Origin of the sequence: Maritimibacter fusiformis (assembly GCF_008086115.1) — a bacterium.
Taxonomy (GTDB): domain Bacteria; phylum Pseudomonadota; class Alphaproteobacteria; order Rhodobacterales; family Rhodobacteraceae; genus Muriiphilus; species Muriiphilus fusiformis.
Window position 1 is genome coordinate 120,192 of record NZ_VSIY01000009.1, and the last position, 18,427, is coordinate 138,618.

The 18,427-nt window shown below is 67.6% G+C and carries 17 protein-coding genes; 12 read left to right on the plus strand and 5 right to left on the minus strand.

Annotated features, from left to right (window positions below; genetic code table 11):
• Position 1 precedes the first annotated feature (1 nt).
• From fsa to FVF75_RS11210, 5 genes are all read left to right on the plus strand, one after another.
• The gene (fsa, locus tag FVF75_RS11190) at positions 2–655 is read left to right on the plus strand and encodes a fructose-6-phosphate aldolase (protein WP_148378065.1); all 654 of its coding nucleotides are present in this window, start codon (positions 2–4) and stop codon (positions 653–655) included.
• A 132-nt stretch (positions 656–787) separates the two neighbouring features.
• Complete coding sequence (locus FVF75_RS11195) at positions 788–1,495, plus strand: DUF484 family protein (protein ID WP_148378066.1); 708 nt, start codon at positions 788–790, stop codon at positions 1,493–1,495.
• Positions 1,496–1,567: 72 nt separating this feature from the next.
• Positions 1,568–2,503 carry a tyrosine recombinase XerC gene (locus FVF75_RS11200; RefSeq protein ID WP_148378067.1) on the plus strand — a complete coding sequence of 312 codons (936 nt, stop codon included), beginning with the start codon at positions 1,568–1,570 and terminating at the stop codon, positions 2,501–2,503.
• Positions 2,504–2,596: 93 nt separating this feature from the next.
• Positions 2,597–3,127: a hypothetical protein gene (locus FVF75_RS11205; protein ID WP_148378068.1), complete on the plus strand. Its 531-nt coding sequence runs from the start codon at positions 2,597–2,599 to the stop codon at positions 3,125–3,127.
• Between the two features lie 186 nt (positions 3,128–3,313).
• Positions 3,314–4,006, plus strand: a complete 693-nt coding sequence (locus tag FVF75_RS11210) for a CDP-alcohol phosphatidyltransferase family protein (RefSeq protein WP_148378069.1) — start codon at positions 3,314–3,316, stop codon at positions 4,004–4,006.
• Between the two features lie 5 nt (positions 4,007–4,011).
• On the opposite strand, the gene FVF75_RS11215 is transcribed toward FVF75_RS11210, so the two are convergent.
• The 5 genes from FVF75_RS11215 to FVF75_RS11235 all read right to left on the minus strand — a co-directional run bounded on the left by FVF75_RS11215 (position 4,012) and on the right by FVF75_RS11235 (position 10,858).
• Entirely contained in the window at positions 4,012–4,848 is an 837-nt protein-coding gene (locus tag FVF75_RS11215; protein ID WP_148378070.1) for an EamA family transporter, read from the minus strand.
• Positions 4,849–4,915: 67 nt separating this feature from the next.
• On the minus strand, positions 4,916–7,807 hold the full coding sequence (gene ileS / locus FVF75_RS11220; RefSeq protein WP_148378071.1) for an isoleucine--tRNA ligase: 2,892 nt from the start codon (positions 7,805–7,807) through the stop codon (positions 4,916–4,918).
• A gap of 176 nt (positions 7,808–7,983) precedes the next feature.
• Positions 7,984–8,985, minus strand: coding sequence for a YcjF family protein (locus tag FVF75_RS11225; protein WP_148378072.1), 1,002 nt, complete (start codon positions 8,983–8,985; stop codon positions 7,984–7,986).
• On the minus strand, positions 8,982–9,446 hold the full coding sequence (locus FVF75_RS11230) for a GNAT family N-acetyltransferase (protein ID WP_246138065.1): 465 nt from the start codon (positions 9,444–9,446) through the stop codon (positions 8,982–8,984). Before FVF75_RS11230 ends, FVF75_RS11225 begins: the two co-directional genes overlap by 4 nt.
• The gene (locus FVF75_RS11235) at positions 9,443–10,858 is read right to left on the minus strand and encodes a YcjX family GTP-binding protein (RefSeq protein ID WP_148378073.1); all 1,416 of its coding nucleotides are present in this window, start codon (positions 10,856–10,858) and stop codon (positions 9,443–9,445) included. Before FVF75_RS11235 ends, FVF75_RS11230 begins: the two co-directional genes overlap by 4 nt.
• Before the next feature lie 101 nt (positions 10,859–10,959).
• On the opposite strand from FVF75_RS11235, the gene truA reads away from it, so the two are divergent.
• The 7 genes from truA to FVF75_RS11270 all read left to right on the plus strand — a co-directional run bounded on the left by truA (position 10,960) and on the right by FVF75_RS11270 (position 18,375).
• Positions 10,960–11,727, plus strand: coding sequence for a tRNA pseudouridine(38-40) synthase TruA (gene truA / locus FVF75_RS11240; protein ID WP_148378228.1), 768 nt, complete (start codon positions 10,960–10,962; stop codon positions 11,725–11,727).
• Positions 11,728–11,811: 84 nt separating this feature from the next.
• Positions 11,812–13,767 (plus strand): DNA topoisomerase IV subunit B, encoded by a 1,956-nt coding sequence (gene parE, locus FVF75_RS11245; RefSeq protein WP_148378074.1) that lies wholly within the window; start codon positions 11,812–11,814, stop codon positions 13,765–13,767.
• A 139-nt stretch (positions 13,768–13,906) separates the two neighbouring features.
• On the plus strand, positions 13,907–15,037 hold the full coding sequence (locus FVF75_RS11250) for a 4Fe-4S dicluster domain-containing protein (RefSeq protein ID WP_148378075.1): 1,131 nt from the start codon (positions 13,907–13,909) through the stop codon (positions 15,035–15,037).
• Complete coding sequence (locus tag FVF75_RS11255; RefSeq protein WP_148378076.1) at positions 15,034–15,495, plus strand: cyclic nucleotide-binding domain-containing protein; 462 nt, start codon at positions 15,034–15,036, stop codon at positions 15,493–15,495. Before FVF75_RS11250 ends, FVF75_RS11255 begins: the two co-directional genes overlap by 4 nt.
• The gene (locus FVF75_RS11260) at positions 15,488–16,324 is read left to right on the plus strand and encodes an FAD/NAD(P)-binding protein (RefSeq protein ID WP_222861221.1); all 837 of its coding nucleotides are present in this window, start codon (positions 15,488–15,490) and stop codon (positions 16,322–16,324) included. The genes FVF75_RS11255 and FVF75_RS11260 overlap by 8 nt, the downstream gene beginning before the upstream one ends.
• A gap of 1 nt (position 16,325) precedes the next feature.
• A complete protein-coding gene (locus FVF75_RS11265) occupies positions 16,326–17,090 on the plus strand; it encodes an NADH-quinone oxidoreductase subunit B family protein (protein ID WP_148378078.1) in 765 nt (254 codons plus the stop codon).
• Entirely contained in the window at positions 17,083–18,375 is a 1,293-nt protein-coding gene (locus FVF75_RS11270; protein WP_148378079.1) for a Ni/Fe hydrogenase subunit alpha, read from the plus strand. Before FVF75_RS11265 ends, FVF75_RS11270 begins: the two co-directional genes overlap by 8 nt.
• Positions 18,376–18,427 lie beyond the last annotated feature (52 nt).

Here is an 18,427-nt window from a genome sequence, read left to right on the forward strand (position 1 = left end):
CATGAAATTCTTTGCCGATACCGCCGATGTCGACGCCATCCGCGAGCTTGATGCGCTCGGGCTGGTCGACGGGGTCACCACCAACCCCTCGCTGATCAAGAAATCCGGCCGCGACATCCTCGAAGTGACCAAGGAAATCTGCTCGTTCATCGAAGGTCCGGTGTCCGCCGAAGTGATCGCCACCGAGGCCGAGGCGATGATCGCCGAGGGTCGCAAACTGGCCGCGATCGCCTCCAACATCGCCGTCAAGGTGCCGCTCACGCTGGACGGGTTGCGGGCCTGCAAGGTGCTCTCGGGCGAGGGCCACATGGTCAATGTCACGCTGTGTTTCTCCGCAAACCAAGCCTTGCTGGCCGCCAAGGCCGGGGCGACATTCATCTCGCCCTTCATCGGGCGGCTGGACGACATCAGCCTGGACGGCATGGACCTCATTTCCGAGATTCGCCAGATCTATGACAACTACGGGTTCGAGACGCAAATCCTCGCCGCCTCGATCCGCAGCGTCAACCATGTCCGGGACGCCGCCCTGATCGGGGCCGACGTGATGACCGCGCCGCCCGCCGTGATCAAGGCGCTGGCCGCGCACCCGCTGACCGACAAAGGCCTCGCCGCCTTCCTCGCCGATGCCGAAGCCGCCGGAATCAAGATCGTCTGACGCCCCGCGCGCGGTGCAGTAATCCAACAACCGGGCGGAAATCGGCGCCGCCCGGGCGAAAAAAGATGCAGAATTCCGACCATGGCTCTGCTAAGGTCCGCAGAATCCGAACGAGCAGAACGAAAGACCGACATGACGAGCACCGCGCCGATCAGCGAAGACCTGAGAGACCGGATCATTTCGCAACCCGAAGTTATCCTCGACGACCAAGACCTGATGCGCGCGCTGATCGCCGCCAATGAACGCGCCATGGGCGGCAATATCGTCGACCTGCGCGGCATCGCCATGGAGCGCTTGGAATCGCGGCTCGACCGGCTCGAGGATACCCACCGTAGCGTGATCGCGGCGGCCTATGAAAACCTCGCCGGGATGAACATCATCCACCGCGCGGTGCTCAGAATGCTCGACCCGGCGGATTTCGAGACCTTCATGACCGATCTCGACGGCGAGGTCGCCGACATCCTGCGGGTCGATTGCGTGCGCCTGGTGCTGGAAAGCCTGCAATCCGACGACAGCGACGCCGCGCGCCGCTTGGGCAAGGTGCTCGTGGTGGGCGAGCCGGGGTTCTGCGACCGCTACCTCGGTGCGTCACGCGAACATGGCGGGCGCAACGTGAGCCTGCGACAGGTGCAGGAACAGGACGGCGGCATCTACGGCGAATCGGGCTACTGGATCAGGTCCGAGGCCTGCATCCGGCTCGACCTCGGCGAGGGGCGTCTGCCCGGCGTGATGGTTCTGGGCGCAGAAGACCCGCACCAGTTCAAACCGGGTCAAGGCACCGACCTGCTGTCGTTCTTCGGCGGCGTGTTCGAGCGCGCAATGCGCCGCTGGTTGTCGTGAGCCGAGATCGGATTTCGACAAGAACTACTGGATTTTTGCGGGCGTTTGCCGCCCGAGATGTTCGAAAAGTGCATGTCTGACTCGCTCGCCATATCTCCCGGCCAGCGTGATGCCCTGGCCGGATGGCTCGATCACCTGCGCGCCCTCGACGGGGCGGCAGACAACACCATCGCGGCCTATCGCGGCGATGTCGCGGGTTTTCTCGCCTTCATGGCCGGGCACCACGGCGAAGCCGCCGGGCGGGCAGCGCTGGCGGCGGTGACACTGGGCGACATGCGCGCCTGGATGGCCCATGAGCGCGCCCGGGGCATCGGGCCGCGCGCCCTGGCCCGCGCCCTGTCGGCGGTCAAGAGCTTCTATCGCTGGCTGTCGGAGCGCGACGGCTTCGACGCCACCGCGGTGCTGGCCACGCGCAGCCCGAAATTCACCCGCAAACTGCCACGGCCATTGGCCGAAGACGCCGCCGAAGCCCTGATCGCCACCGCCGAAACGCAGACCGGCGAGGTCTGGATCGGGGCGCGCGACGCGGCGGTGGTGACGCTTCTCTATTGCTGCGGGTTGCGGATATCCGAGGCGCTGGCCCTGACCGGACGCGCCGCCCCCCTGCCCGAGGTTCTGCGCATCACCGGCAAGGGCGGCAAGGAGCGGCTGGTGCCGGTGCTGCCGGCAGCGCGCGCGGCGGTCGCGGCCTACCTGCGGCTCTGCCCGCACCCGATGGCGCCCGATGCGCCGCTGTTTCGCGGCGCGCGCGGCGGGGCGCTGAACCCGCGCCAGGTGCAAAAGGCGGTCGAACGCGCGCGCGCCCAGCTTGGCCTGCCCGCCAGCGCCACGCCGCACGCGATGCGCCACAGTTTTGCGACCCATCTGCTCGATGCCGGCGGCGATCTCCGGGCGATCCAGGAGTTGCTCGGCCACGCGTCGCTGTCGACCACGCAGGCCTATACCGCGGTCGATACCGCGCGGTTGATGGAGGTCTACCGGGCGTCGCACCCGCGCGCGCGGTCCTGACAATTTGATTCGAATGCGCCCTATCGGGTCACGTTTCCTTTACGCCTCGCTGGCAATCTGATCGCAGAATCGCTTGACCAGAAAGGACAGGCCATGAATGCGATCTCGCCGTTTTCGCTGATCGACAAGCTGGGGGCCGGCAAGGCCGTCGGTGCGGCTGCCAGTTTCATTGCCGACGCCGCACGCGACACCGCGCGCGACGCCACCCGCCCCGGCGGCCCGCTCGGCACGGCATTTTCCGAGGTCTGGGACCGGCTGGATGCCAACAAGGACGGTCGCGTCACCGGGGACGATGCGCTGGGCCACGCGGTGATGGCGGGGGCTTGGACGTTCGACACGGTCGGGCGGGCGATGGGGCTTGAGATGGATCGCGGCGGCAATTCACGTGCCGCCGCCCCGGGGCCTGACCCGCTGGCCCCCGGCCTGACCACGCCGGCGCAGATGATGCTGGCCGAGGGTCAGCGCGCACCCGAAGGTCCGGGCAGCGCGCCAGCCGGCGCACCCTATGGCGCACCGCTCAGCGCACCGGGCCAAACCACCGGCAGCGCACCGCCCGCCGCCGACCTCACGGCGCTGGAGGCGATCCGCGCAACCTACCAGGCATTGCGCGCGGCCCGGTTCTGACGCGAGAGCGAAGGCGCATGTCCGGCTGGGCAACACCGGTTTGGCGCAGCATTTCCGCGCCGGGGAGCTTTCCTTGCCGCCCACGCGCGGCCTTGCCGTCACGCACCGCGACCGGACCGACTCAAGCCCGGCAAATGTCGCCCAAATCCGTTGCGGGATGGCCCCGTTTCCGTCAAAAGGGCGGGAATGACTCGCGAACTCAAAGCCCTTGCCGTCCACCTCTTCACCGCCATCGGCGCGGTCTGTGCCATGCTGGCCATGCTGGCCGCGGCGGACGAGAAATGGGGGCTGATGTATCTCTGGCTGGTGGTGGCCTTCGCGGTCGACGGCATCGACGGGCCGATGGCGCGCCGCTACGAGGTCACGGTCCACGCCAAACAGATCAACGGCGTATTGTTGGACATGATCATCGACTATCTGACCTATGTCTTCATTCCGGCCTACGCGCTTTTCAAATCCGGGCTTTTGCCGGGCTGGACCGGCTGGATCGCGATCATCCTGATCACCTATGCCTCGGCGCTCTACTTTGCCGATACCCGCATGAAAACCAAGGACAATTCCTTTGCCGGCTTTCCCGCCTGCTGGAACATGGTGGTGATCGTTCTGTTCGCGACCGAGCCGAATTTCTGGTTCACTCTGGCGCTGGTGGTCGCATTGGCGGTGGCGATGTTCACCAACCTCAAGTTCGTCCACCCGGCCCGCACCGAACGCTGGCGGGCGCTGTCCCTACCGGTGGCCATCGCCTGGACGTTCTTCGCCGGCTGGGCCGCCTGGGTCGATTTCCATCCCGAAAGCTGGGCGCATTGGGGGCTGGTGGCGACCTCGCTCTACCTGTTGGGCGCGGGCATCGCGCAACAGCTGATCCCGGCGCGCGCCTGACCGGGTTACAGCCGGGTCAGGATCACCCCCGACACGACCAGCCCTGCCGCGACCAGTTTGCCCCGGCCCATCGGTTCGCCGAACAACACCCAGCCGATCAGGACCGCGAACAGGATCGAGGTCTCGCGCAGCGCCGTGACCAGCGCGATCGGCGCCTGCGTCATCGCCCAGACCACCACCGCGTAGGCAGTGTAGGACGCCGCCGAGGCCGCCAGCCCCAGCCCCCAACCGCGCGGCGTGGCGCGCAAGACCCGCCGCCCGCGCAGGGCCAGGATCACCGGCACGTAAAACACCGCCGACAGGATCAGCAGCCAGCCGACATAGGCCACCGCATCGCCCGACAGCCGCGCGCCGCTGCCGTCGACCAGCGAATAGCCCGCCGTTGCCACCGCCGCGCCCAGCGCGAACGGCAACATGCGCCGGGATTCGCCTGACGAGAACACCCCGCGCGCCATCGCCATGATGCCAAGGCCGAGGACGAAGATGCCGATGTATTCGGTGACGCTGACCGTATCGGCCAGAACCACGGCTCCGACCAGGGTCACGATCAGGGGCGCGGTGCCGCGCGCGATGGGATAGACCCGGCTGAGATCGCCATGCTCGTAGGCGTAGGCGAGGAAAAGCTGGTAGGCCATGTGGATCAGGCCCGATCCGATCAGCCAGGGCCAGACCTCGGGGGCGGGCAAGGGGCGCAGCGCCACCCCGACCGCGCCGATCGCGGCGTGGCCGAGCGTCAGCATCAGCATCCCGGTCTGCTTGTCGCCGCCGGTCTTGATCAGCGCGTTCCAGCCCGCGTGCAGAAATGCCGCGCCGAGCACGGCGAGAAGGATGCCGAGGCTCATCGCGGCGCCGGCGGGCGGGGTGGCACGGCCCTGTCAGGGGCCGGGCCAGGCGCGTTCAACCGCGCGTTCACCCCAACGCGTCGTCGCAGCGCGCGCAGGTGCCCGGATGCGGATGCGCGCCCACGTCGGGCAGGATTTTCCAGCAACGCTGGCATTTCTCGCCCTCGGCGGTTTCGAACACGACGCCGATGCCCTCGATCTCGGGCAGGCGAAAGGCCTCGTTGGGCATCGGGTCGGTGGTCACGACCACCGCCGAGGTGATGCAGATATCCTCGAAATCGACCGAGTTCAGCGCCCGCGCCAGGTCCGGGTCGGCGACATGCACGACCGGCGCGGCCTCGAGCGAGGCGCCGATCACCTTGTCGCGCCGGGCCACTTCGAGCGCCGCCGTCACCACCCGGCGCGCGCGCCTGATGCCGGCCCATTTCGCCGCCAGCGGCACGTCCAGCCAGTCGGCGGGCGTGTCGGGAATGTCGACCAGGTGGACCGAGCTTTGCGCCCCCGGGAAGCGTTCCAGCCAGACCTCTTCCATGGTGAACACGAGGACCGGGGCCAGCCATGTGGTCAGCCGGTGGAACAGGATGTCGAGCACGGTGCGCGCGGCGCGGCGAGTCGGCGCGTCCGGCCCGTCGCAATAGAGCGCGTCCTTGCGGATGTCGAAATAGAGGCTCGACAGGTCGACCGTGGCGAAGTTGAACACCGCCTGGAACACGCCCTGGAAATCGTAGGCCTCGAACCCCTTGCGCACCACCTGGTCAAGCTCGGCCAGCCGGTGCAGCACCCAGCGTTCCAGTTCCGGCATCTCGGCGGGGTCGACCTTTTCGGCGTCCGAGAAATCGACCAGGTTGCCGAGCAGGAACCGCATGGTGTTGCGCAGCCGGCGATAGCTGTCGGCAGTGCCTTTCAGGATTTCCGGCCCGATCCGCTGGTCGTTGGTATAGTCGGACTGCGCCACCCACAGGCGCAGGATATCGGCGCCGTATTGCTTGACCACGGTTTCGGGCACGATGGTATTGCCGAGCGACTTGGACATTTTCATGCCCTTCTCGTCGAGCGTGAAGCCGTGCGTCACCACCCCGCGATAGGGCGCGCGGCCCTTGGTGCCGCAGGCTTGCAGCATCGAGGAATGAAACCACCCGCGATGCTGGTCGGTGCCTTCGAGATAGAGGTCGGCGATCCCGTCCGGCGCCCCGTCCGGGCGGTCGCGCAGCACGAAGGCGTGGGTGGAGCCTGAATCGAACCACACGTCGAGCACGTCGAACACCTGCACATACGCCTCGGGGTCGTGGTCGGGGCCGAGAAAACGCGCCTTGGCGCCCGGCGCATACCAGGCATCCGCGCCCTCGGCCTCGAAGGTCTCGACGATGCGGGCGTTGACCGCCGGGTCTTTCAGCAGGAATTCCGGGTCGGTGGGCAGCACGTCCTTCTTCACGAAACAGGTCAGCGGCACGCCCCAGGCGCGCTGGCGCGAGAGCACCCAGTCGGGCCGCGCCTCGATCATCGAATAAAGCCGGTTGCGCCCGCTTTGCGGCGTCCATTGCACCAGCTTGTCAATCGAGGTCAGCGCGCGGCTGCGGATGGTCTTGCCATGCTCGTCCATGCCGTCGCCAAGCTCGCGGTCGATACCCACGAACCATTGCGGCGTGTTGCGGAAGATGAGCGGCGCCTTGGACCGCCAGGAATGCGGGTAGCTGTGCGTCAGCCGCCCGCGCGCAACCAGCGCGCCAACACCCGCCAGCGCGTCGATCACGGCGGCATTCGCCCCGCCTTCCTTGCCGTTGGGCTTGACGATCACCTCGCCGCCAAAGAGCGGCAGATCGGCGCGGAACGAGCCGTCTTCGAGCACGTTATGCGTCATCGGCAGGCCGAACTTCAGGCCGATCTGGTAGTCGTCGTCGCCGTGGCTGGGTGCGGTGTGGACAAAGCCGGTGCCGGCGTCGTCGGTGACGTGATCGCCGGGCAGAAGCGGCACGTCGTAGTCCCATTCGCCGTTGTCGGCGGCCCCGCGCAACGGATGGGCGCAGGTCATCGCCGACAGCTCATCCGCCGTGACCGCGCGCAGGCGGGCATAGCCCTCGACCCGCGCGGCGGCAAAGATGTCGTCGGCCAGCTTGTCAGCGATGATCAGCTTGTCGCCGGGACGGGCCCAGTTGTCGGCGGCGGCTTCGGTCACTTCCCACAGGCCATAGGCGATGTCGGGGTTGAAGCAGATCGCGCGGTTTTGCGGGATCGTCCAGGGGGTCGTGGTCCAGATCACCACCGGCAGCCCGCGCAGGTCGTCGGGGCCGGCCACCACCGGGAACTTCACCCAGATCGTGTGCGACTTGTGGTCGTGGTATTCCACCTCGGCTTCGGCCAGCGCGGTCTTTTCAACCGGCGACCACATCACGGGTTTCGAGCCCTGGTAGAGCGCGCCGTTCATCAGGAATTTCATGAACTCCTCGGCGATCACCGCCTCGGCGTGGAAATCCATGGTGATATAGGGGTCGGCCCAGTTGCCGGTGACGCCAAGGCGCTTGAATTCCTCGCGCTGGATGTCGATCCAGCCCTCGGCGAAACGGCGGCATTCCTGGCGGAAATCGACGATATCCACCTTGTCCTTGTCCAGCCCCTTGGCGCGGTATTGCTCCTCGATCTTCCATTCGATCGGCAACCCGTGGCAATCCCAGCCGGGCACATAGCGCGCATCGCGCCCCAGCATCTGCTGCGAGCGCACGATCATGTCCTTGAGGATCTTGTTCAGCGCGTGGCCGATATGCAGGTGGCCGTTGGCATAAGGCGGGCCGTCATGCAGGATGAAGGGCGCGCGGCCCGGCTTTTCGCGCAGCCGGTCATAGACGCCGATCTCCTCCCACCGGGCCAGCCAGTCGGGTTCGCGCTTGGGCAGGCCCGCGCGCATCGGGAAATCGGTTTTCGGAAGGTTCAGCGTGTCTTTGTAGTCGGGCGTGTCGGCGCACATTTCGTGTGTCCTATGGCAGGGGTCGCGTGGTTTCTAGGGGATGGGCGGCGCGGGGTCCATACGCCTTGTCCCGGCAGCTCGTCAGAGTGCCGGGCCGGTAATTCGGATGATGATCGCGAGCCGGTAAGCCATGGGCGCGGGTATAGCGGCGGGGCGCGCGGGCGTAAAGCCGCGCCTCAGCTCCGGTCGAACAGCCCCGCCAGCGCGCGCTGCACCAGCCGCGTGACCGAGGGGCGCTTTTCGCGCGTGAAGGGAAGCGGGCGGCAAACCTCCATCGCCGCGACGCCAACGCGGGCGGTCAGCGCGCCGTTCACCACGCCCTCGCCAAAGCGGCGCGACAGTTTCGACAGGACCGAGCCGCCGGCGAGCGAGCCGATCATGTCGTCGCCCACCGCCACTGCGCCGGTTGCCACCAGATGGGTCATCACCGCGCGCGTCAGCCGCCAGCTTCCCAGCGTTCCGGCGCGACCGCCGTAGATCTCGGCAATGCGGCGGATCATGCGGATGTTGGCGGTCAGGGCGACCGCGACATCGGCCAGCGCCAGCGGCACGATGGCGGTGACGGTGGCAACCTGGCGCGCGGCGGCCTCGACCTCGCGCCGGGCGGCGGCGTCGAGCGGCACCATCAACTCGGTCTCGGCCAGCCCGATCAGCCCGTCGCCGTCGAACACCTCGGGCGCACGCTCGGAAATGCGCTCGCGTGCCCAGCGCAGATCGTCACGGTTGCGGTAGAGCCGGTCGAGCGAGGTGAGGACGCCCCGCGCGGCGCTCAGATCGTCCGCCGACAGTGCCGCCTCGGCGGCCTCCTGCAGCCGGTCGACGCGCCTGAGACGCGCAAATGCGGCCAGTTCACGCAATGCGACCGCCGCAAGCACAAAAACGAAGGCCAGCACCAGAACGGTCGCGACCAGCCCCAGCACCGGGTTGCGGTCCAGAAGATCGGTGACGAATTGCCAGGCTGCGACCGACACGGCAAAGCCCATGAGCGTGAGCAGAAGCCCCCAGAACCAGCGCCCCAGCCGCGACGGCTTGCGCGCTGCCAGCCGGGCCGCGATCTGCATCGCCGCAGGCTCGGGCAGGCCCGCATCGGGCTCGGGCACCGGCGGCGCGTCGGCGGGCGACTGGCGCGCGGGGGCGTCGGTTTCGATCAGGACCGGGCCGTCCTTGTGGTCGGTCATCGCCGCCGCCTCCATTCATAGCGGATATCGGGCAGTTTCGCGTCGTTTCCGGCCCCGCCGGTGCGCGCGACCTCGACAAAGCCGTGCCGTTCGTAAAAGGCGCGCGCCGGGGTGTTGAACTGGTAGGTCCAGAGCGCAAGCCGCGCCCTGCCCCGCCTGGCCCGGCACAGAAGCGCCGCCCCGACACCCTGCCCACGCGCGCCTGCGGCCACGTGAAGCGCCACCACCTCGTCGGCGTTTTGCGCCAGAAAGCCGACCACCCGCCCCTCGCGCCGGGCCACCGTGACCCAGCCGCGCGCCACCAGGTCGCGCACGAAGGCCAGTTCGGCCTCGCGGCTGTGGATGCGGGCGATCCATTGCGTCTCGTCGGTCCAGTCCGACAGGATCGCGGCGATGGCCGGCGCATCCGTGGCGCGGGCACGGCCCAGCCGGGCCGGGCGGCGCAGAAGCGTGGCGATCACAGCTTGTCCCCGATCAGAAATTCGGCGGCCTTGTCGAGCCTTATGTGAGGCGGCCCCTCGCCCACCCGCCGCCCGCCGGGCGCGGGGGCAAAGCGCATCACCCGGTAGTCGGCGTCAAGCCATCGCCCCGCCCCCTCACGCGCCGGGGCGATCAGGCGCATCGGATCGTCGGGCAGCCGCCCGGGGTAGAGTGCTGCCGACTTGCCGGTGTCGATCAGCGTGCCGCGCACGCAGTCGAGCTTGCGCCCGTCATGGTCCACGGTTTCCTCGGTGGTGGTGCGCAGCGCGGCAATCGACATCGCCCCGGTCACCGCCCCGGCGAATTGCGCCCGGTCGCGGGCGTCGCGCGTCATCGCCTCGATGATCGCGGTCAGTTGCGGGTGCTGGGTGTGGTGCAGATGGTCGGCCTTGGTCGCGGCGAACAGGATCTTCTCGACCCGGCGCCCCAGGAAAAGCTCGGACAGGAAGGCGTTGCGACCGGGGCGGAAGGCCGACAGGATCTCGGCCATGGCGCGGCGCAGATCCTCGAAGGCCGCCGGCCCCGCGTCGATCGCGCCCAGCACATCGACCAGCACCACCTGCCGGTCGATGCGGGCGAAATGCTCGCGAAAGAAGGGTTTGACGACTTGTGCCTTGTAGGCCTCGAAGCGGCGTTCCATCTCGCGCCAGAGGCTTTTGCGCGGGATGCGGTCGGGTTTCGGGATCGGCGCGAAGGTCAGGGCCGGGCTGCCCTCCATCTCGCCGGGCAACAGGAACCGCCCCGGGGTGCAGTCGGAAAAGCCCGCCGCGCGCGCCGCCCCCAGGTAGGCGGTGAAACCGGCGGCCAGCGTTCGGGCATCGGCCTCGTCGAACGGCGCATCACCCTCGGCATGATCGGCCTGCGACAGGAACTCGGCAGCCATCGGGCGCGGCGTGATCCGGGCCAGGGTCTCGCGCGACCAGTCGTCATAGCTCTTGTCGAGCAGCGCCAGGTCCAGCAGCCATTCACCGGGGTAGTCGACGATGTCGAGATGCACGATGCGCGGGCCGCGGTAACCGGACAAAAGCCCGCCCCGGCGCAGCTTGAACGACAACCGAAGCTCGCTGATGGCGCGCGTCGAGTCGGGCCAGCGCGGCTTGGGCCCGGTCATCGCGGCCAGATGCGCCTCGAAGTCGAAGCGCGGGATGGTGACATCGGGCTGGGGTTGCAGGAACGCGGTCTCGATCCGGCCCTCGGCGGCAGCGATAAGCTGCGGCATCCGCCCCCGGTCCATCAGGTTGGCCACCAGCGAGGTGATGAACACGGTCTTGCCCGCGTGCGAAAGCCCAGTGACGCCGAGCCGCAGGACCGGTTCGAACAGGGCCTCGTGCAGGCTGTCGCCCGCCGCCTCGACCTGGCGCACGATCCCGTCGGCGATGTCACCCAGCCCCAATGATTTTCTCCGTTCGTTTGGCCCTACATAGGGGTTCGGGGGCGGTCGTGCCAAGATCAAGGATGCTGGACGGGGTGCCGGTGTCACGCTATGGCGCGTTCATGCCCCGCTATGCGCTGAAAATCGAATATGACGGCGGGCCGTTTGCCGGGTGGCAGCGGCAGAAGGATCAGCCGTCGGTTCAGGGCGCCATCGAGGCGGCGCTGGCGCGTCTGGAACCGGATGTGCCGTCGATTGCGGCGGCCGGGCGCACCGATGCCGGGGTTCACGCGCTGGGACAGGTGGCGCATTGCGACCTTTCCCGCGACTGGGAACCGTTCCGGCTGCGCGAGGCGGTCAATCATCACCTCAAGCCCGCGCCGGTGGCAGTGGTGGACTGCGCGCGGGTGGATGAGGCGTTTCACGCGCGGTTCTCGGCCATCGAGCGGCGCTATCTGTTTCGGCTGATCGCACGGCGCGCGCCCCTGGTGCATGACCGGGGGCGGGCCTGGCGGGTGGCGCGCGATCTCGACCCCGAGGCAATGCGCGCGGGGGCGGCGCACCTGGTCGGGCGGCACGATTTCACCACCTTTCGCGCGGTTCAGTGCCAGGCGGCAAGCCCGGTCAAGACGCTGGACGAGTTGCGGCTGGAGGTGCTGGACTACCCCGGCGGCACCGAGTTTCGCTTTCACCTTCGGGCGCGCAGTTTTTTGCACAACCAGGTGCGGAGCATCGTCGGCACGCTGGAGCGGGTCGGCGCCGGGGCCTGGGCGCCCGGCGACGTGGCGGCGGCGCTGGCGGCGCGCGACCGGGCGGCCTGCGGGCCGGTTTCACCGCCCGATGGGCTCTATCTGGCCGGGGTCGGCTACCCGGAGGCTTTGTTCGACTGAGCGCCTGCCGGACACAAGATGTTGCTCCCTGCCCCTTCGGGTGGTCTAATGCGGGGAAAATAAAACCCGACAAGAATCGAGCACATGGCAAACGACCTTCTCTCCGGAAGCCCTGACATCTATGACGCTTCGTCCATCGAGGTGCTCGAAGGGCTTGAGCCGGTGCGCCAGCGCCCCGGCATGTATATCGGCGGCACGGATGAACGCGCGCTGCATCACCTGGTGGCCGAGATCCTCGACAACTCGATGGACGAGGCGGTGGCCGGGCACGCCAACCGGATCGAGGTCGAGTTGCACGAGGACTATTCGGTCAGCGTGCGCGACAACGGGCGCGGCATCCCGGTCGATCCGCATCCGAAGTTCCCGGGCAAATCGGCGCTCGAGGTGATCCTGTGCACGCTGCATGCGGGCGGCAAGTTCTCGGGCAAGGCCTACCAGACCTCGGGGGGTTTGCACGGCGTCGGTTCGTCGGTGGTCAACGCGCTGTCGGATTCGATGGTGGTGCAGGTCGCCAAGAACAAGGAACTCTTTGAGCAGCGGTTTTCACGCGGCAAGCCGCTGGGACCGGTCGAAAAGATCGGGGCGGCGCCGAACCGGCGCGGCTCGGTCGTGAGGTTTCATGCCGATGCCGAGATCTTCGGCCACCAGCGCTTCAAGCCCAAGCGGCTGTTCACGCTGGCGCGCTCCAAGGCCTACCTGTTCTCGGGCGTCGAAATCCGCTGGAAATCGGCGATTGACGATGGCGAGACACCCACCGAGGCGGTGTTTCATTTTCCCGGCGGGCTGTCGGACTACCTCAAGGAAAGCCTCGGCGACGCCTCGACCTATTCCGACACCGGCTTTCACGGCAAGGTCGAGTTCCGCGAGAAATTCGGCGAGCCGGGTTATGTGGAATGGGCGATCAACTGGACACCGTCGCGCGACGGCTTCATCCAGTCCTATTGCAACACCGTGCCGACGCCCGAGGGCGGCACGCACGTTGCCGGGTTCTGGGCCGCGATCCTCAAGGGGATCAAGGCGCATGGCGAGTTGATCGGCAACAAGAAGGCCGCCCAAATCACCCGCGAGGACCTGATGGCGGGGGGCTGCGCGCTGGTCTCGACCTTTATCGCGGACCCCTCGTTCGTGGGCCAGACCAAGGACCGGCTGTCGAGCGAAAGTGCGGCCAAGATGGTCGAGGGCGCAGTGCGCGACCATTTCGATCACTGGCTGGCGGCGGATGGCAAATCGGCGGGCGCGATCCTCGATTTCCTGATCCTGCGCGCGGAGGAACGGCTGCGTCGGCGTCAGGAAAAAGAGACCGCGCGCAAGACCGCGACCAAAAAGCTGCGCCTGCCAGGCAAGCTGGTCGACTGCACGACGGCGACCCGCGACGGCACCGAGTTGTTCATCGTCGAGGGGGATTCGGCGGGCGGTTCGGCCAAGATGGCGCGCGACCGCAAGACCCAGGCGCTGCTGCCGTTGCGTGGCAAGATCCTGAACGTGCTGGGTGCGGCCTCGTCCAAGCTGGGGTCGAACGCCGAGATTTCCGATCTGTGCCAGGCGCTTGGCGTCGGAATGGGGACGAAGTTCAACATCGACGACCTGCGCTATGACAAGGTCATCATCATGACCGACGCGGATGTGGACGGGGCGCATATCGCCTCGCTACTGATGACGTTCTTCTTCACCCAGATGCGGCCCCTGATCGACCGCGGGCACCTCTACCTGGCCTGCCCGCCGCTCTACCGGCTGACCCAGGGCGCGCGGCGGGTCTATGTCGCCGACGACGCCGAGAAAGAGACGCTGATGGCCAAGGGGCTGGGCGGCAAGGGCAAGATCGAGATGCAGCGCTTCAAGGGTCTGGGCGAGATGGACGCGAAAGACCTCAAGGACACCACGATGAACCCCGAGACGCGCAAGCTGATCCGGGTCACGATCGACGAGGACGAGCCGGGCGAGACCGGCGACCTCGTGGAACGGCTGATGGGCAAGAAGCCGGAATTGCGCTTTCAGTATATCCAGGAGAATGCGCGCTTCGTGGCCGAGTTGGACGTGTAGGATGCCCGCGGCGGGGTGAGCACGCCCCTAAGCCAATCGACAAGCCCAAACCTTGACACCGATCAGAGACAGGCCGCCTGATCTGTGTTTTTTTGTGCCCGACGACACGCGGCAGTCCTTGCCGTGGATGGAGGGTTTCATGAGCGCGAGCGGACAGGACCGGGCCAAGTCAACGCGGCCCGTGGTGCTGGACAGGGCCGGGCTGGAGGGTCTGATCGCGGCGCTGGCGGCCGAGGGCCGCGAGGTGATCGGGCCGGTGCGCCGCGACGGCGCGATCGTCCATGAGCCGATCAGCGGCGTCGACGATCTGCCGCGTGGCTGGGTCGATGAGCAATCGGGCGGGCAATACCGGCTGCGGCGGGAGGGCGAGGCGCTGTTCGGCATCACCCACGGGCCGCAGGGGTGGAAGCGCATCCTGCACCCGCCGAAGGAAACCCTGTGGTCGGTCGAGACCGGTGCGGCACCGAAGATCACCGCACCCCCGCCCGACGATACGCGGCGGGCGTTTCTGGGGGTTCGGCCCTGCGATCTGGCGGCGATCGCCATACAGGACAAGGTGTTCCTCGACGGCCCGTTTCGTGACCCGCGCTACGGCTCGCGGCGCGAAAACCTGTTCCTGGTGGCGGTCAACTGCACGCGCTCGGCGGCGACCTGTTTCTGCACCTCGATGGGCACCAGACCGGAAGCCGGGGCGGGCTACGACATCGTTCTGACCGAGCTTGAGGGCGAGACCTTCCTTGCGTCATCCGGCAGCGTGGCCGGGCAGGACATCCTGGCCGCGCTGCCAACCCGCCCGGCCGACGACATGCACCTCGCGTCGGCCGAGGCGGGGATCGAACGGGCGGCGGATCAGCAGCGGCACCTCGACATCGACGGGCTGCCGGACCTGTTGAAATCCAACCCCGACCACCCGCGCTGGGACGAGGTCGCCAGCCGGTGCCTGAACTGCGCCAATTGCACCATGGTCTGCCCGACCTGTTTTTGCACCACACTCGACGAGGTCAGCACCCTGGACGGCACCGGCGCGGCGCGCGAACAACGCTGGGCCAGTTGCTTCACCACCGAGTTCAGCCATGTCCACGGCGGTGCGGTTCGGCCCGGGGCCAGGGCGCGCTATCGCCAATGGATGACGCACAAGCTGGCCACCTGGGTCGACCAGTTCGACACCCTGGGCTGCACCGGCTGCGGGCGCTGCATCAGTTGGTGCCCGGTCGGGATCGACATCACCCAAGAGGCCGCGATGATCCGCGGCGAAGGAGGCGAGCGATGAGCGTCGAGACACTGGAACGGATCATCTCGGACCACCCGCTGTTTCACGGGCTGGGGTCCGATTTCCTGACCACCGTCACCAGATGCGCCAGCAACGTGCGTTTCGCGCCCGGCACGTACCTGTTTCACGAGGGCGAGACGGCCGACCAGGTCTACCTGATCCGCGAAGGGCTGGTGGCGCTCGAGATCGCCGCCCCCGGCCAGGGCCGGATGACCTTTCAGACCGTCGGGCGGCGCGGCATCGTCGGCATGTCATGGCTGGTGCCGCCCTACCGCTGGACCTTCGATGCGCGCGCCGCCGAGGACACCCGCGCGCTGGCCTTCGACGCGGGCTGCCTGCGCGGCAAATGCGACAGCGACCCGGCGCTGGGATACGAGGTGATGAAACGCTTCATGCCGCCCCTGATCGAACGGCTGCACGCCACGCGGCTTCAGATGCTGGATGTCTACGATGCTTGACCCGGGCCCCCATGTCGATCCGATGGTGCCGGTGCTGGCCACGGTGACCAGACGCTGGCAAGACCTGCCCGATGTCGTCACCTTCGAGATCGAGGCGCCGGGCTGGTCCGGATTCGCGCCCGGCCAATTCAACATGCTGAGCGTGTTCGGCGTCGGCGAGATCCCGATCTCGATCTCCGGGCCGGTGTCCGACCCGGGCCGGATCGTCCACACCATACGCGACGTGGGGCCGGTGTCGAAGGCGCTGGCAAACCTGCCCGAGGGCGCGGTGATCGGGTTGCGCGGCCCCTACGGCGTGCCCTGGCCGGTCGAGCGCGCCCTGGGCCGCGACGTGGTTGTGGTCGCAGGCGGCCTCGGCCTCGCCCCGGTGCGGCCGATCCTTTACGAATTGATCGAGAACCGGCTGGATTACGGCAAGGTCACGCTGCTTTACGGTGCGCGCAGCCCGCGCGACATGCTGTTCGCCACCGAACTGGCCGAGTGGCGCTCGCGGCTCGACATCGGGGTCGAGGTCACCGTCGACCGCGCCACCGAGGCCTGGCACGGCCATGTCGGTGTCGTCACCTCGCTGCTGGCCGGCGCCGATTTCGACCCGGCTGCGACCACCGCCTTTGTCTGCGGCCCGGAAATCATGATGCGGTTCGGCGCCAATGGGCTGACCGACGCGGGCGTCGCGCCCGGGGACATATTCCTGTCGATGGAGCGCAACATGCAATGCGCCATCGGGCTGTGCGGCCATTGCCAGCTTGGCCCGGTGTTCGTGTGCAAGGACGGGCCGGTGTTCGACTGGGCGCGGCTGAAACCGCTCATGGCCGTGAAGGAGTTGTGACATGAAACCCCGCCTTGGCGTGTTCAAATTCTCGTCCTGCGACGGCTGCCAATTGTCCCTGCTGGACTGCGAGGACGAGTTGCTGGCCATCGCGGACGCCATCGACATCGCCTATTTCCCCGAGGCCACCCGCAAGGACGACGTGGGGCATTACGACATCGCCTTCGTCGAAGGCTCGGTCACCACGGCGCACGAGGCCGAGTTGATCCAGGATATCCGCGCCCGCTCCAGCGCCCTGATCACGCTCGGCGCCTGCGCCACATCGGGCGGCATCCAGGCGCTCAAGAACGGGGCCGACACCGCCGAATTCATCGCCACGGTCTATGCCCATCCCGACTACATCTCGACGCTGGACACCGCGACGCCGATCTCCGACCACGTCACGGTCGATTTCGAGTTGCGCGGCTGCCCGATCTCGAAACACCAGTTGCTCGAACTGGTCGCGGCCACGCTGGCCGGGCGCGCACCGCAAACCCCGGCCCATGCGACCTGCATCGAGTGCAAGCTCGCCGGTCATGTCTGCGTTATGGTCGCCGGGGGGCAGCCCTGCCTTGGCCCGGTGACCCATGCGGGCTGCGGCGCGCTCTGCCCCGGGTTCGCGCGCGGCTGCTACGGCTGTTTCGGCCCCAAGGAAACGCCCAACACCGCAGCGCTCTCGGCCCGGCTGGCCGCGAACGGCACGGCGCGGCGCGACATCGGGCGGCTTTTCTCGACCTTCAACACCAATGCCCCGGCATTCCGCGCGGAGGCAAAGGCGCATGACTGAGACCACGATCAAGGTCGACATGCTGGCGCGGGTCGAGGGCGAAGGCGCGTTCAAGGTGGTGGTGCGCGACGGGCGGATCGTCGCGACCGAGTTCCGCATCTTCGAGCCGCCGCGTTTTTTCGAGGCGTTCCTGCGCGGCCGCGACCATTCCGAGGCGCCGGATATCACCGCGCGGATCTGCGGCATCTGCCCGGTCGCCTACCAGATGTCCGCCGTGCAGGCGATGGAAATGGCGCTGGGGGTCGAGGTCAGCCAACCGGCCCGCGACCTGCGTCGGCTGCTGTATTGCGGCGAGTGGATCGAAAGCCACGTGCTGCACGCGGCGATGCTGCATGCCCCTGATTTCCTTGGCTATGCCTCGGCCATCGACATGGCGAACGACGGCCACGGCGACACAGTGCGCCTGGCGCTCGAGTTGAAAAAGATCGGCAATTCCATCGTCTCGGCGGTGGGCGGGCGCGAGATCCATCCGATCAACGTGAAGGTCGGCGGCTGGTGGAAGGCGCCGCGAAAATCCGACCTGATGGCGGTGCGCGACGACCTTCTGCGCGCGCTTGATCTTGCCGAGGCCTTCGTGGATTTCACCGCCGGGCTGTCGTTTCCCGACAAGGAACGCGACTACACCCTGGTCAGTCTGAAGCACGAGACCGACTATCCGATGTATGAGGGTCGGATCGTGTCGAACCGCGGGCTCGACATCGGGGTGGAGGCGTTCAACGCGCATTTTGTCGAGAACCACGTCGCCCATTCCAACGCGCTCCAGGGCCGGACCGCGGCGGGCGAGGCCTATCTGACCGGGCCGGTGGCACGCTACAACCTGTGCCACGATCAGCTGTCCGAACGCGCGCGCGCGGCGGCGCGGCGGGCGGGGTTGGACGCGCGCTGCCTGAACCCCTACCGCTCGATCACCATCCGCGCCGTCGAAGCACTGTTCGCGGTCGAGGAGGCGATCCGGCTGATCGAGGCCTACGAGGAATTCGATCCGGCCTGCGTCGACATCGTGCCGCGCGCGGGCGTCGGCATGGGCGCGACCGAAGCGCCGCGCGGGCTGCTCTATCATCAGTATGCGCTGGCCGGGGACGGGTCGATCGAAACCGCGCAGATCGTGCCGCCGACCGCCCAGAACCAGCCATCGATCGAGGCCGATCTCGAGAGTTTCATCGCCGATGTGCTCGACCGGCCGGAGGAGGAAATCCAGCTTTTGTGCGAACAGACGATCCGCAACTACGATCCCTGCATCTCGTGCGCGACGCATTTTCTGGATTTGACGATCGACCGTGGATGAGAATGTGACGGATTTCGAACGGCTTGCGCCGTCCGACCGGCCGGGGAGGGCG